The sequence below is a fragment of the Duganella sp. LjRoot269 genome (assembly GCF_964254095.1).
GTDB lineage: Bacteria > Pseudomonadota > Gammaproteobacteria > Burkholderiales > Burkholderiaceae_D > Rugamonas > Rugamonas hordei.
Genome location: NZ_CAXUSL020000001.1, coordinates 6,656,333 through 6,669,567, shown reverse-complemented (window position 1 = coordinate 6,669,567; position 13,235 = coordinate 6,656,333). Strand labels below are relative to the sequence as shown.

Annotated in this window: 16 protein-coding genes; 11 read left to right on the top strand and 5 right to left on the bottom strand. The window is 65.0% G+C overall.

The window, feature by feature from the left end:
- The first annotated feature begins 21 nt into the window (after positions 1-21).
- Together ACSQ3S_RS29805 and ACSQ3S_RS29800 are read left to right on the top strand one after the other, a co-directional pair.
- Positions 22-363 carry a c-type cytochrome gene (locus ACSQ3S_RS29805; RefSeq protein WP_176652445.1) on the top strand — a complete coding sequence of 114 codons (342 nt, stop codon included), beginning with the start codon at positions 22-24 and terminating at the stop codon, positions 361-363.
- 11 nt (positions 364-374) lie between these two features.
- Positions 375-716, top strand: a complete 342-nt coding sequence (locus ACSQ3S_RS29800) for a c-type cytochrome (protein WP_176652864.1) — start codon at positions 375-377, stop codon at positions 714-716.
- Between the two features lie 140 nt (positions 717-856).
- Here the strand turns inward: ACSQ3S_RS29800 and ACSQ3S_RS29795 are convergent, their stop codons facing one another.
- Complete coding sequence (locus ACSQ3S_RS29795; protein ID WP_176652446.1) at positions 857-1,282, bottom strand: DUF1841 family protein; 426 nt, start codon at positions 1,280-1,282, stop codon at positions 857-859.
- 81 nt (positions 1,283-1,363) lie between these two features.
- Here ACSQ3S_RS29795 and ACSQ3S_RS29790 point away from each other — a divergent pair, with 81 nt between their 5' ends.
- Positions 1,364-1,945, top strand: a complete 582-nt coding sequence (locus ACSQ3S_RS29790; protein ID WP_176652447.1) for a malonic semialdehyde reductase — start codon at positions 1,364-1,366, stop codon at positions 1,943-1,945.
- A 35-nt stretch (positions 1,946-1,980) separates the two neighbouring features.
- On the opposite strand, the gene ACSQ3S_RS29785 is transcribed toward ACSQ3S_RS29790, so the two are convergent.
- The gene (locus ACSQ3S_RS29785; RefSeq protein ID WP_176652448.1) at positions 1,981-2,598 is read right to left on the bottom strand and encodes an RNA pyrophosphohydrolase; all 618 of its coding nucleotides are present in this window, start codon (positions 2,596-2,598) and stop codon (positions 1,981-1,983) included.
- A gap of 202 nt (positions 2,599-2,800) precedes the next feature.
- Here ACSQ3S_RS29785 and ACSQ3S_RS29780 point away from each other — a divergent pair, with 202 nt between their 5' ends.
- Entirely contained in the window at positions 2,801-4,537 is a 1,737-nt protein-coding gene (locus ACSQ3S_RS29780; RefSeq protein WP_436144627.1) for a proline--tRNA ligase, read from the top strand.
- An 11-nt stretch (positions 4,538-4,548) separates the two neighbouring features.
- Positions 4,549-5,133: a lytic transglycosylase domain-containing protein gene (locus tag ACSQ3S_RS29775; protein ID WP_413448909.1), complete on the top strand. Its 585-nt coding sequence runs from the start codon at positions 4,549-4,551 to the stop codon at positions 5,131-5,133.
- A gap of 156 nt (positions 5,134-5,289) precedes the next feature.
- Here ACSQ3S_RS29775 and ACSQ3S_RS29770 read toward each other — a convergent pair whose 3' ends face one another.
- Both ACSQ3S_RS29770 and ffh read right to left on the bottom strand, forming a co-directional pair.
- Complete coding sequence (locus ACSQ3S_RS29770) at positions 5,290-5,679, bottom strand: SWIB/MDM2 domain-containing protein (RefSeq protein WP_176652450.1); 390 nt, start codon at positions 5,677-5,679, stop codon at positions 5,290-5,292.
- A 180-nt stretch (positions 5,680-5,859) separates the two neighbouring features.
- Positions 5,860-7,227, bottom strand: a complete 1,368-nt coding sequence (gene ffh / locus ACSQ3S_RS29765) for a signal recognition particle protein (protein WP_176652451.1) — start codon at positions 7,225-7,227, stop codon at positions 5,860-5,862.
- Positions 7,228-7,318: 91 nt separating this feature from the next.
- Between ffh and ACSQ3S_RS29760 the strand changes: the two genes are divergently transcribed.
- Positions 7,319-8,062: a substrate-binding periplasmic protein gene (locus ACSQ3S_RS29760; protein ID WP_436144626.1), complete on the top strand. Its 744-nt coding sequence runs from the start codon at positions 7,319-7,321 to the stop codon at positions 8,060-8,062.
- On the opposite strand, the gene ACSQ3S_RS29755 is transcribed toward ACSQ3S_RS29760, so the two are convergent.
- The gene (locus tag ACSQ3S_RS29755) at positions 8,059-9,300 is read right to left on the bottom strand and encodes a hypothetical protein (RefSeq protein WP_436144625.1); all 1,242 of its coding nucleotides are present in this window, start codon (positions 9,298-9,300) and stop codon (positions 8,059-8,061) included. The two genes, ACSQ3S_RS29760 and ACSQ3S_RS29755, sit on opposite strands and share 4 nt — an antisense overlap.
- A 203-nt stretch (positions 9,301-9,503) precedes the next feature.
- Here ACSQ3S_RS29755 and ACSQ3S_RS29750 point away from each other — a divergent pair, with 203 nt between their 5' ends.
- Genes ACSQ3S_RS29750 through ACSQ3S_RS29730 form a run of 5 tightly spaced genes read left to right on the top strand, consistent with a single transcriptional unit; the run spans position 9,504 to position 13,226 of the window.
- A complete protein-coding gene (locus tag ACSQ3S_RS29750) occupies positions 9,504-10,478 on the top strand; it encodes an ABC transporter substrate-binding protein (RefSeq protein ID WP_413448902.1) in 975 nt (324 codons plus the stop codon).
- On the top strand, positions 10,478-11,311 hold the full coding sequence (locus tag ACSQ3S_RS29745; RefSeq protein WP_436144624.1) for an ABC transporter permease: 834 nt from the start codon (positions 10,478-10,480) through the stop codon (positions 11,309-11,311). The genes ACSQ3S_RS29750 and ACSQ3S_RS29745 overlap by 1 nt, the downstream gene beginning before the upstream one ends.
- Before the next feature lies 1 nt (position 11,312).
- Positions 11,313-12,110, top strand: a complete 798-nt coding sequence (locus tag ACSQ3S_RS29740; protein WP_176652456.1) for an ABC transporter ATP-binding protein — start codon at positions 11,313-11,315, stop codon at positions 12,108-12,110.
- Between the two features lie 22 nt (positions 12,111-12,132).
- Entirely contained in the window at positions 12,133-12,939 is an 807-nt protein-coding gene (locus ACSQ3S_RS29735) for a cytochrome C assembly family protein (protein ID WP_353400941.1), read from the top strand.
- Positions 12,936-13,226: a PP0621 family protein gene (locus tag ACSQ3S_RS29730; RefSeq protein ID WP_353400939.1), complete on the top strand. Its 291-nt coding sequence runs from the start codon at positions 12,936-12,938 to the stop codon at positions 13,224-13,226. The genes ACSQ3S_RS29735 and ACSQ3S_RS29730 overlap by 4 nt, the downstream gene beginning before the upstream one ends.
- Positions 13,227-13,235 lie beyond the last annotated feature (9 nt).

Here is a 13,235-nt window from a genome sequence, read left to right as displayed (position 1 = left end):
GATTACTTACTTGCAGACACCATGAAAAAAATCACCGCACTCCTCGTGCTCGCAGGCATCGCTCAAATCGCCACGGCGGCCGACGTAGTGGGCAATGCCCAGAACGCCAAAGCCAAGATTGAAATGTGTATCGGTTGCCACGGGATTCCCGGCTACAAGGCCACCTTCCCGGAAGTGTTCCAGGTGCCGATGATAGGCGGCCAGTCGGCCAAGTACATCGAGAGCGCGTTGAAGGCGTATCAAAAAGGTGACCGCAAGCATCCGTCGATGAAGGGTATCGCCAGCAGCCTGTCGGACCAGGACATCGCCGATGTTGCCGCGTTCTACTCGCAGCAGACCGCCACCACCGCCGCCGCGAAATGAGGACCGACATGATGAAAAAACTGATCACCGCGCTGTTCTGCTCCGCCGTTTCCTGCTCCGCCTTCGCTGGCGGCAATATCGACGCCGGCAAGGCGCTGGCCGACAAGTACAGCTGCTTCGCCTGCCACGGCAAGGATTTCAACACCCCGATCGACCCGAGCTATCCGAAGCTGGCCGGCCAGCACAAGGATTACCTGGAGCACGCGCTGACCGCCTACAAGCGGGGCGACGGCGCCAACGGCCGCAACAACGCGATCATGACCGGCCAGGTCAAGCCGCTGAGCAACCAGGACATCAAGGACCTGGCGGCCTACCTGCACAGCCTGCCGGGCACGCTGGCGGTACACCGCTGATCCGCTTCGATGCCTATGAAAAAGCCACGCAATGCGTGGCTTTTTCAATCCGGGGTCAGATCCGACATTTGGACACGGTCTCTGCCGTAGCGGCCGCTACGGCAGAGACCGTGTCCAAATGTCGGATCTGACCCCGGATTTTACAGGCGGCGCTTGACCGCTTCGATGTAGGCCTCGCCGTCGGGCGGGGTGCCGCTGCGCTGGGCGTTCCAGATCATCTCGCCCAGGCATTCCATGATCTCGTGGTGCGCCGCGTGGGCGTCGTCCAGCTTCAGGGTCAGCGCGGTGGCGGCGTCGCGGATGCCGCGCGGCTGGTCGATCGAGATCTGCTCGTCGATCGACAAATGCATCGACAGGTGCAGGAAGGGATTGGCTTGCGCCCCCTCGACCGAGTAGTCGCGCGCCAGCGCCGCGTCGACGTCGCCCAGCACGTCGTGGTACTCCGGATGGTTGCGCACCCAGTCGGCCGCCATCGTCTCTATGGGGGTCATGATTTCATTGGCCCGCTGCTTGCGGAAAGTCTCGCAGAAGAAACGGCGGACGTCGTCGGAGGAGGGATTAAACATGCCGATATTGTACCCGCTCGATAAAATAAGCGATGTCCGCGGCCTCGGTCGTATTTATTTAATAACCTTGATGGATATGCCATGCTGAACCAATCCGCCCTCGATACGCTGTTCTACAGCGCCCGCACCCACAACGGCTGGCTGGACCGCGAAGTCAGCAACGCCCAGCTGGAACTGTTGTACGACCTGCTCAAATGGGCGCCCACCTCGGCCAACAGCTCGCCGGCGCGGCTGGTGTTCGTGCGCTCGGCGGAAGCCAAGGCCAGGCTGCTGCCGGCCCTGTCCGCCGGCAACGCCGACAAGACCATGGCGGCGCCGGTCACCGTCATCGTCGGCATGGACCTGGCGTTTTATGAAAAGCTGCCGCAGCTGTCGCCGGCCGTCGATGCCCGCTCGTGGTTCGCCGGCAAGGACGAGGCGATACGCTCCACCGCCTTCCGCAACTCGTCGCTGCAGGGCGCCTACCTGATCATGGCGGCGCGGGCGATCGGCCTCGATTGCGGGCCGATGTCCGGCTTCGACAACGCCAAGGTGGACCAGGCGTTCTTTGCCGGCACGACGGTCAAGTCCAACTTCCTGTGCAATCTCGGCTACGGCGACGTGGCCAAGGTGCGTCCGCGCGCGCCGCGGCTGGCGTTTGACGAGGCCTGCAAGATCGTTTGAATAAAAAAATGGGACAGCCTGGCTGTCCCATCGTTTCAACCGCTTTTCTTTTCCGGTTCGGCCGCCACTGCCGGCTCGGCCGTCCCGCAGGTCGAACCCGGCGGTTCCGGATTCGGCCGCGGCGGATGCGGCTGGCGCAGGTAGCGCGAGCCGTGGTGCCGGCGGTCGTGGCCGTTGGCCGGCCAGGTCAGGAAGCGCGACAGCTCCTGCAGGGCCCGCTGATACACTTCCCGCTTGAATTCGATCACCACGTCCAGCGGCACCCAGTACTCATGCCAGCGCCAGGCGTCGAATTCCGGATGGTCGGTCAGGCGCAGGTTGACGTCGTTGTCGCGGGCGCACATCCGCAGCAGGAACCAAATCTGCTTCTGGCCACGGTAATGGCCGCGAATCTCGCGCTTGATGAAGTGGTCGGGCACCTCGTAGCGCAGCCAGTCGCGCGTGCGGCCCACGATCTTGACATGCTCTGCCCGTAATCCGATCTCTTCTTCCAGCTCCCGATACATCGCCTGTTCCGGCGTTTCTCCGTATTTGATGCCGCCCTGCGGAAATTGCCATGAGTGCTCGCGCACCCGCTTGCCCCACCACACCTCGTTCTGGGCGTTTAGCAGGATGATGCCGACGTTGGGCCGAAACCCTTCACGATCGAGCATATTGCACCTCAAACTTTCTGCGACCGAGCTCCCTGCTTATATTTTTGCCCACAAAACCGCGCCACGGCTGGGTTTTCGGGGTACGAAAACGGCCATGGAGCTATCAATTGAACGCATTTGTATAAAGTATGGACGCATCAGCCAGCTAATCCTTTAAAATTAGGTTGATTATAACTCTCTCTTTTTAAAAAGAATTCACCGTATGCGCGCCTCACGATTTTTTATTTCCACGCTTAAAGAAGCGCCTTCCGACGCCGAGATCGTCAGCCACCAGTTGATGATGCGCGCCGGCATGATCAAACGCCTGGGTTCGGGCATTTATACCTACATGCCGATGGGCTTGCGCATCATCCGCAAGGTCGAGGCGATCGTGCGCGAAGAGATGAACCAGGCCGCCGCCATAGAGCTGCTGATGCCGCTGATCCAGCCGGCCGAGCTGTGGCAGGAAACCGGCCGCTGGGACAAGATGGGCGCCGAGCTGCTGCGCATCAAGGACCGCCACGGCCGCGAGTTCGCTTTCCAGCCGACCGCCGAGGAGGTGATCACCGATGTTGTTCGTTCGGAAATTAAATCCTACCGTCAGCTTCCGTTGAATTTTTACCACATTCAGACCAAATTCCGCGACGAACGCCGTCCGCGCTTCGGTTTGATGCGCGGCCGCGAGTTCACCATGAAGGACGCCTACTCGTTCGACCGCGACCTGGCCGGCATGCAGGCCTCGTACCAGATCATGTATGACGCCTATACCCGCATCTTCAACCGCTTCGGCCTGAAGTTCCGCGCGGTGGCGGCCGACAACGGCGCCATCGGCGGCACCGGTTCGCATGAATTCCACGTCATCGCCAGCACCGGCGAGGACGCCATCGTCTACTGCCCGAGCTCGGACTACGCCGCCAACATGGAGGCGGCCGAGGCGCTGCCGCTGGCCGCCACCCGTCCGGCCGCCGCGCAGGCATTGACCAAGACCGCCACGCCGGACGCCACCAAGTGCGAAGCGGTGGCCGAACTGCTCAAGCTGGACCTGGCGCAGACGGTGAAAACCATCGCGCTGACGGTGGAGACCGAAAAAGACGGCAAAACAGCTAAACAGTATTTCATGTTATTGCTGCGAGGCGACCACGAGCTCAACGAAGTCAAGGTCGGCAAGGTGCCCGGCCTGGCGGCGCACCGCTTCTCGACCGAAGACGAGATCCTCGAGGTGTACGGCTGCGTGCCTGGCTACCTGGGTCCGATCGGTACCAAGGCCCCGGTCACCATCGTGGCCGACCGCACGGTCGCCAACATGGCCGACTTCGTCTGCGGCGCCAACGACGCCGGCTACCACTACACCGGCGCCAACTGGGGCCGTGATACCGCCGAGCCTGCCATCGTGGCCGACCTGCGCAACGTCGTCGCCGGCGACGCCTCGCCGGACGGCAAGGGCGTGCTGGCGATCGAGCGCGGCATCGAAGTGGGCCATGTGTTCCAGCTGGGCACGGCGTACTCGGAGTCGATGAAGGCCACCTTCCTCGACGAAAACGGCAAGCCCGCGCCGCTGCAGATGGGCTGCTACGGCATCGGCATCACCCGCATCCTGGGCGCCGCGATCGAGCAGAACTTCGACGACAAGGGCATCATCTGGCCGACCTCGCTGGCGCCGTTCGAACTGGTGCTGTGCCCGATGGGCATGGACCGCAGCGAGGCGGTCAAGGAAGCGACCGAGCAGCTGTACGCCGACGCGCTGGCGGCCGGCATCGACGTCATCGTCGACGACCGCGGCCTGCGTCCGGGCCAGATGTTCGCCGACTGGGAGCTGATCGGCGTGCCGCACCGCGTGGTGATCGGCGACCGCGGCCTGAAGGAAGGCAACCTGGAATACCAGGGCCGCCGCGACGCCGAAGCGACCGCCGTGCCGGTGGCCGACATCGTCAGCTTCGTCAAAGGCAAAATGGCGGCGTGAACGTGAAGCGCATGCTGGGCGCGGCGATCGCGGCGGTGCTGGTCACCGCCGGCATCGCCCACGCCGGCAACCAGAAGGAAGAAGCGCTGGCCGATTCGGTTCGGCTGGCGCTGTCGAACGCGATCAAGGATGCGACGCCGCCGCAGCCGACCTTCCGCACCGAGGCCGAGCGCCTGCGCTACCAGGGCTGGCTGGCGCAGATGTCGTCGCGCCTGAAGCGCAAGCTGCCGGACGAGCAGACCCGCAGCGAATTTCTCTCCACCGTCTGGTACGAAGCGCGCCGCGCCGGGCTCGATCCGGGCATGGTGCTGGGCCTGATCCAGGTGGAGTCGGCCTACCGCAAGTACGCGGTGTCGATGGTGGGCGCGCGCGGCTACATGCAGGTGATGCCGTTCTGGACCAACATCATCGGCGACCGCAACCGCAGCGCGCTGTTCAACATGCAGACCAACCTGCGCTACGGCTGCGCCATCCTGCGCATGTACCTCGACATGGAGGCTGGCAACCTGTATCTGGCGCTGGGCCGCTACAACGGCAGCCGCGGCAAGCCCGACTACCCGAACGCCGTGCTCTCGGCCTGGAACAACTGGAAATAAATCCGGGGTCAGATCCGACATTTGGACACGAACTCTGCCGTAGCGGAAGCTACGGCAGAGTTCGTGTCCAAATGTCGGATCTGACCCCGGATTAAAAAATGCCTCAAGCGCGTGAGCGATTGAGGCATCCCGGCGCGGCTGTACTGGCCGCTGCGCTTATTTCAGGTGGTCGGAAATGAGCTTGGTCATTTCGAACATGGACACTTGGGCTTTGCCGCCGAATACAGCTTTCAGCTTGTCGTCGGCGTTGATCATGCGGCGGTTGGCCGGATCTTGCAGGTCGAGCTTCTTGATGTAATCCCAGACTTTCTTGGTCACTTCGGTGCGCGGCAGCGGGGTGGCGCCGACCACGGCGGCCAGCGTTGCCGACGGCGTCATCGCTTTCATGAAGGCGGCGTTCGGTTTGCGCGCTGCGGCCGGAGCTGCCGCTTTTTTCACTGCTGGTTTGGCTGCTGCTTTTGCGGGTGCTGCTTTTTTCGCGGCTGCTGGTTTCGCGGCTGCGGCCTTCTTAGCTGGTGCTGCTGGGGTTTTTTTGGCTGTTGCCATCTTCGAGCCTCCTTAACGAACACATGGAAAATTGCGCAATTGATCGCACCGGCTAATATTGGTGGTGATTTAAGGCTTATGCAAGTGTTTTTCGCGTTTTTTCCCGGAAACACCACGTAAACACGGGGTTTCCCGGGCTAGCGCACCTTCACAGGGCGTAAACCGGGGCTTTTCCCCGTCTTAGCGCATGCCCGGCATCATGCCCTTCATCGAGCGCATCATCTTCATCATGCCGCCGCCGGAGAGCTTTTTCATCATCGTCTGCATCTGCTCGAACTGGGTCAGCATGCGGTTCACTTCCTGCACCTGGACGCCGGCGCCGGCCGCGATGCGGCGCTTGCGGGTGGCCTTGATCAGCTCGGGCTTGGCCCGTTCCTGCGGCGTCATCGAGTCGATGATGCCGACCATGCGCCGCACCTGCTTGTCGGCCTGGTCCATGTTGGCGCCGCCGGCGGCTTGCTGGAACTGGGCCGGCAGCTTGTCGACCAGGCTGGCCATGCCGCCCATTTTCTTCATCTGGCCCAGCTGCGCCTTGAAGTCGTTCATGTCGAACTTGCCGCCCGACTTGACCTTGGCGGCCAGCTCGGCCGCGGCCTTGCTGTCGACGCCCTTGCGCGCCTCTTCCACCAGCGCCATGATGTCGCCCATGCCCAGCACGCGGCTGGCCATGCGCGCCGGGTCGAACGCTTCCAGCCCGTCGAGCTTTTCCGACACGCCGGCAAACTTGATCGGCTTGCCGGTGACGTGGCGCACCGACAGCGCGGCGCCGCCGCGCGAATCGCCGTCCAGCTTGGTGAGCACGATGCCGGTCAGCGGCAGCGCGTCGTTGAAGGCCTTGGCGGTGTTGATGGCGTCCTGGCCCAGCATGGCGTCGACCACGAACAGCGTTTCGATCGGTTTCACGGCGGCGTGGACGGCGGCGATTTCCTGCATCATCGCTTCGTCGATGCCGAGGCGGCCGGCGGTGTCGATGATCAGCACGTCGTGGTAGTGCTTCCTGGCCCAGTCCAGCGCGGCCAGCGCGATGTCGACCGGCTTGTCCTGCGCGGTGGACGGGAAGAAGTCGGCGCCGACCTGGGCGGTCACCGATTGCAGCTGGGCGATCGCGGCCGGACGGTAGACGTCGGCCGACACGGTCAGCACCTTCTTCTTCTTTTCTTCCTTCAGGTACTTGGCCAGCTTGCCGACGGTGGTGGTCTTGCCGACACCCTGCAGGCCGGCCATCAGGATGATCGCCGGCGGCTGCTGGGCAAAGCTCAGCTGCGACGCTTCCGGCCCGAGGTCGGCGCCCATCAGCGCGGCCAGCTCGCGCTGCACCACGCCGACCAGCGCCTGGCCCGGCGTCAGCGACGAGATCACTTCCTCGCCCAGGGCCTTGTCCTTGACCTTGGCGATGAATTCGCGCACGGCCGGCAGGGCGACGTCGGCCTCGAGCAGCGCCAGCCGCACTTCGCGCAGCATCTCGGCGGTGTTGGCTTCGGTCAGGCGGGCCTCGCCGCGCATGGTTTTAACGACCTTGGCAAGGCGTTGGGTAAGATTGTCTAGCATGATGGACCCGGAATGAACAGTGGCCGCCATTTTACCCCATCGGGGCGGCGGCCGGCGTGGCGGCGGCCGGCAAGCCTGCTATCATCGCCGGATGAACCCAGCAAGCAGATTATTACGGCCGGCGGCGCTGGCCCTGGCGTCGGCGATCGCCGCGCAGGCCGGCGCCGCCACCGTCAGCATGGCCTTCGGCGACAACCTGCCGCCTTATATATTAGTGCGCGAGGATGCCGGCATCGAAGTCGAGATCGTGCGCGAGGCGCTGGCCTGGCGCGGCCACGCGCTGCAGGCGCGCTATTTGCCGATGGGGCGCATCCCGCCCAGCTTCAAGGCGCGCCAGGTCGACGCCATCATGATGGACGTCGGCGAGGACATGACGCCGCACGGCGGCTACTACGGCGCGCCGCCGGTGGTGTACGACAATGTGTTTTATACGCTCAAGAGCCGCCGGCTGGTGATCCGCAAGCCGCAGGACCTGGTCGGCCGCAGCGTGATGTCGTTTGTCGGCGCGGCCAACCGCTATCCGGTGTGGCTGGCCGGGCTGTCGCGCAACGACTACGTCGAGAACAACCACCAGGAAGTGCAGCCGCAGTTGCTGGCGCTGGGCCGCTACGAGGTGGTGCTGAGCGACCGCAGCGTGTTCCGCTACTACGCCCGCAGCAAGCCCGGCTTCGTGATGCCGGCGGTGGACGAGCACAGCGTCATCCAGGCCGATCCAAACGACTACCGTCCCGTGTTCCGCGACGCCGCCATCCGCGACGACTTCAACGCCGGCCTGGCCCATCTGCACAAGAGCGGCCGCTACCGCGCCATCTACGACAAATACCTGAAGGACTAGTGCGGCAGCACCACCTTGACGATGCCGCTGCCCGAGATCACGGCCACGCTGGCCGGTCCGGTGCGCACCGCCGACATCGGATACTGCAAACCGCCGGGCAGCGTGCCGAGCACCGTGCCCTGCTGGCCGGCCACGCCGGCCAGCGTGCTGCGGGTGCCGTCGGCAGCGGTGCGGTACAGCAGGGCCTGTGAAGAATCGGCCGCATAGGTATAGCCGTCGGGTGCCTGGGCGAGGCCGGTGGGCAGGCTGGCGATCGTCGTCACCACGCCCTGCGGCGTGACCTTGCGCAGGGTGAGCTGATGGTTGAAGCTGGCGTCGCGGTCGTTGACATACAGGTTGCCATCGGCGTCGATGCCGGCCAGCGACGCGCCGACGAAGCTGGCCGCCGCGCCGCTGCCGTCGCGCACGCCGACGCTGGTGATGCTACCGGCAAGCACGCTGACGGCGCCGCCCGGCGTGACCTTGCGGATGTCGCCGCCTAGCGCGCGCGGACTCCGGGTGTCGTCGAGCTTCTGGCTGGCGATGTAGATGTTGCCGGCCTTGTCGACCACCATGCTGTTGGGCTGGGCTGCCTCGGAGGTGTCGTGCGCCAGCGTGGTGACGTCGCCCGCCGGGGTAACCTTGCGCAGTATCAGCTCGATCGTTCCGGACGAGTGCGTGTCATAGAACCCGGCGGCATAGTCGATCACGTACAAGTTGCCGCTATTGTCGGCAGCCAGCACGCGCGGGCGCCCAAATATGGCGGCGGCGCCCTGGCCGTCCTTCTCGATGATGGTGAAGGGGGCGGCAGACAGCCCGTCGTGATAGACGTCGCCGGCCACCAGCCACACGCCGGGCGCGCCCGGGTCGGGATACAGCGTCAGCGTCGTGCTCTGGCTGGCGTTGCCGGCCTTGGCGGTGATGACCACGCTGGTCGGCGCGCTGACGGCGGCGGCCGGCGGCGTGTAGCTGACCGTCGCGCCGCTGGCGGCCGACAGCGTGCCGGGGCCGGCATCGACGCTCCAGCGGACGGTGCCGGCGACGTCGGGCGTGGCGGTCAGGCTGACGGCGGCGGCGCCGGGCAGCAGTTCGCCATTGCCGGATTTGCTCAGCGTGATGGTCTGCGCCGCCGGCGCGGCCGGGCCGCCGGCGCTGCCACCACCGCCGCCGCAAGCGGCCAGCATCGTTGCCAGCGCCAGCGCCAGCGCCAGCGCGCGGAGGGCGCCACGTGCGGCGGCAGGGAGGTTCGTGACGGACATGGTGCTCCTGTTTGTATAAAAACAATATTAAATATAATTGCAGGCGAATTGTCCATCATCCGGGTGCCGTTCATATACACACAATGTCACCAACGACCGGCGCAGTGATAAGTTTTTGCTGTTTTTCATGGAGCTGCTTGATATGATCGGTGCACAATAGCAATGGTGGCCGTCGGCCGACATTCGTCAAGGAGAGAGACTGCATGAAACTGAAAACGTTCGGCAAGATAATGACTGCGGCGGCATTGCTCATGGCCGCCGGCGCCCAGGCCCAGGAGGTGGTACGTCTGGGCAACCTGAAGTTCGCGCACTACGGCGCCGTCTCGTACATCAAGGAGATCGCGCCCAAGTGCGGCATCAAGGTCGAGGAGCGGGTGTTCGCCAAGGGGCTGGACGTCATGCAGGGCATCATCGCCGGCGAGCTCGACGTCGGCACCACGGCGTCGGAGGCGGCCATCTCCGGCCGCGCCAGCGGCGCGCCCATCTTTGTCGTGGCCGGCTTCGCCAAGGGCGGCGCGCGGCTGGTCGGACGCGCCGATCTCAAGCTCAAGACGCTCGCCGACCTGAAGGGCAAGAAGGTCGGCGTCACCCGCGGCGGCATCCAGGAAGTGCTGCTGCTGGCCGAGCTGCAGCAGGCCGGCCTGAGCTTTGCCGACCAGCCGGGCAAGGACGTGCAGCTGATCTACCTGGCGTACGCCGACCTGAACCAGGCCATGCTGGGCAAGAACATCGACGCCATGATGAATTCCGAGCCGCAGTCGTCGCAGGCGATCAACAAGGGCTACGGCACCGAGATCCTGAAGCCGTACAACACCCCGATCGGCGAGCCGATCCGCACCATGGTGATGACCGAGAAGTTCTACAAGGAGCGCCGTCCGCTGGCCGAGAAGTTCATGCGCTGCTTCGTCGAGGCCACCAAGACCTTCATCGACAATCCGGCCGTGGCCGAGAAATACGTGCGCGAGACGGTGTTCAAGGGCCAGATCACCAAGGACGACTTCGACGACGCGATCGGCAATTCGCCGTATTCCTACGACATCACGCCTGAACACATCCAGATCACCACCGACGTCATGTTCAAGACCGGCGTCGGCCGCATGGCCAAGCCGCCCGCCGCCAAGGAGTGGGTCAAGACCGACCTGCTGGACGCGGCCAAGAAAAGCCTGGGCGTGAAGTAATGGCCGGCGCCTCGGCTGGTTCGCGCTGGAGGGAGGCCGGCGTCGGCCTGATCGTGCCGGCGCTGGTGATCGCCGTCTGGCAGGTCGTGGCCGTGATGGGCTGGGCCAACCCGCAGATGTTGCCGTCGCCGCTGGCGGTGCTGGAACGCTGGATCGCCTATTTGCTGCCGATCCAGCCCTACGACGCGGCCCAGGGCAGCTGGCTGGCGTGGGCCGTGTCGGGCGAGTTGATCGTCGATTCGCTCGGCAGCCTGTACCGTGTGGTGGTCGGCTTCGCCATCGGCGCCGCGCTGGCGCTGCCGCTGGGCTTGCTGATGGGCGCGCGGCCGCGCGTCTACGCCTGGTTCAATCCGCTGATGCAGCTGCTGCGGCCGATCCCGCCGATCGCCTACATCCCGCTGTCCATCCTGTGGTTCGGGCTGGGCAACGCGCCGGCCATCTTCCTGATCGTGCTGGGCGCCTTCTTCCCGGTGCTGATGAACACCATCGCCGGCGTGCGCCAGGTCGACGGCATCTACCTGCGCGCCGCGCGCAACCTGGGCGCGACCGGCAGCACCCTGTTCGTGCGGGTGATCCTGCCGGCCGCCGTACCATATATATTGTCCGGCGTGCGCATCGGCATCGGCACCGCCTTCATCGTCGTCATCGTGTCCGAGATGATCGCCGTCAACAACGGCCTGGGCTTCCGCATCCTCGAGGCGCGCGAGTACTTCTGGTCGGACAAGATCATGGCCGGCATGATCACCATCGGCCTGATCGGCCTGGCCATCGACACCGGCGTCAACAAGCTGAACAACTACCTGTTGCGTTGGCACCGTGGTTTGGAGAACTGACATGAGCGCAGCCCACATCGTCATCTCGCAGGTCAGCAAGGTATTCCAGACCGCCGAGCGCGAACTGGTCGCGCTCAAGGACATCGACCTCGACATCCCGCAGGGCCAGTTTGTCTGCCTGCTGGGGCCTTCGGGCTGCGGCAAGTCGACCCTGCTCAACGCGGTGGCCGGCTTCGCGCTGCCGTCGTCGGGCAGCATCACCGCCGACGGCCAGCTGGTGACCGGCCCCGGCCCCGAACGCGGCATGGTGTTCCAGGAATATGCGCTGTTCCCGTGGATGACGGTGGCCGACAACGTCGCCTTCGGCCTGGAGATCAAGGGCATGCCGAAGGCGCAGATCAGCGCCGTGGTCGACAAGCTGCTGGCCATGCTGTCGCTGACCGACTTCCGCAACCGCTACCCGAAAGACTTGTCCGGCGGCATGCGCCAGCGCGTCGCCATCGCCCGCGTGCTGGCGCTCGATTCGCCGATCATGCTGATGGACGAGCCGTTCGGCGCGCTTGACGCGCTGACGCGCCGCAACCTGCAGGACGAGCTGCTGCGCATCTGGGCCGAGCTGAAGAAGACCATCATCTTCGTCACCCACAGCATCGAGGAGGCGATCTACCTGGCCGACCGCATCGTCGTCATGACCTACCGTCCCGGCACCGTCAAGCGCGACCTGATGGTGGACCTGCCGCGCCTGCGCGACCCGGCGGCCGCCGAGTTCAACGCGCTGAAACGCGAACTGGGCCAGCTGGTGATGGAGGAACAGCAGCGCCATCACCACGACGAGCTGCGCATGGCAGCCGTCGACTGAGCGATGGTGTAAACTGCGGCACATGCAGACCTATTTATTCCTCGCAGCCGTCGCGCTGTATCTCTTCTGCGCCGCGCTGCCGTCGCGCCGCGGCGGGCTGATTTCCGCCGTGACGGCGGCCGCCTGGCTGCTGCACGGCGCCGGCCTGTGGTCCGAGGTGGCCGGCGGCGCCGGCACCATCCGCATCGGCTTCGCCGCCATGTTGTCGTCGGCGCTGTGGGTGTCGGTGGCCGCCTACTGGATCGAGAACCGGAACTTCAGCCTGGACGGCCTGCGCCGCCTGGTGATGCCGAACGCCGCGCTGGCGGCCGCGCTGCAGGCCGGCTTCCCCGGCAACGTGATTCCGCTGGAAGGCAAGTCGCCGCTGTTCGGCTGGCATATCGCCATCGCCACGCTGGCCTACAGCACCTTGACCATCGCCGCCTTCCACGCGGTGCTGATGTCGCTGCAGGAAAAACGCCTGCACGCCGGCACCGACCGCAAGACCTTCTTGTCCGGCGCGCTGGACCAGCTGCCGGCGCTGCTGACGATGGAGAAGCTGTTGTTCCGCATGATAGGCTTCGGCTTCGCGCTGTTGAGCCTGACCGTGTTGTCGGGTATCGTGTTCTCCGAACAGCTGTTCGGCCAGGCGCTCAAGTGGGACCACAAATCGGTGTTTACGCTGATGTCGTGGCTGCTGTTTGCCGCGCTGCTGGCGGGGCGCCGCTTGCGCGGCTGGCGCGGCAAGACCGCGCTCAGCTTCACGCTGGCCGGCTTCGCCACCTTGCTGCTGGCCTACGTCGGCAGCCGTTTTGTGTTTGAAGTGGTTTTGCATAAGGGTTGGGCATGAGCCGTATTATCTTTTGGCTGGCATTGGCGTTCCTGGTGATCTTCGCCGTGCGCAGCAAGATCCGCCAGGCGCAGAAGCGCCACGAACAGCAGTTCCGCCAGCCGCCGGCTGCCGGCCCGCAGCCGCCGCCGCAACCGGGCCGTCCGGCCCGCGCCGCCCAGGCGGCCGACGCGGAAACCATGCTGCAATGCGCGCACTGCGGCATTTTCTATCCCGCATCCGAGACCGTGCAGGCGCGCGGGCGCGACTACTGCAGCGCGGCCCACGCCACGCTGCCGGCCGCCTAGGCCTCTGGC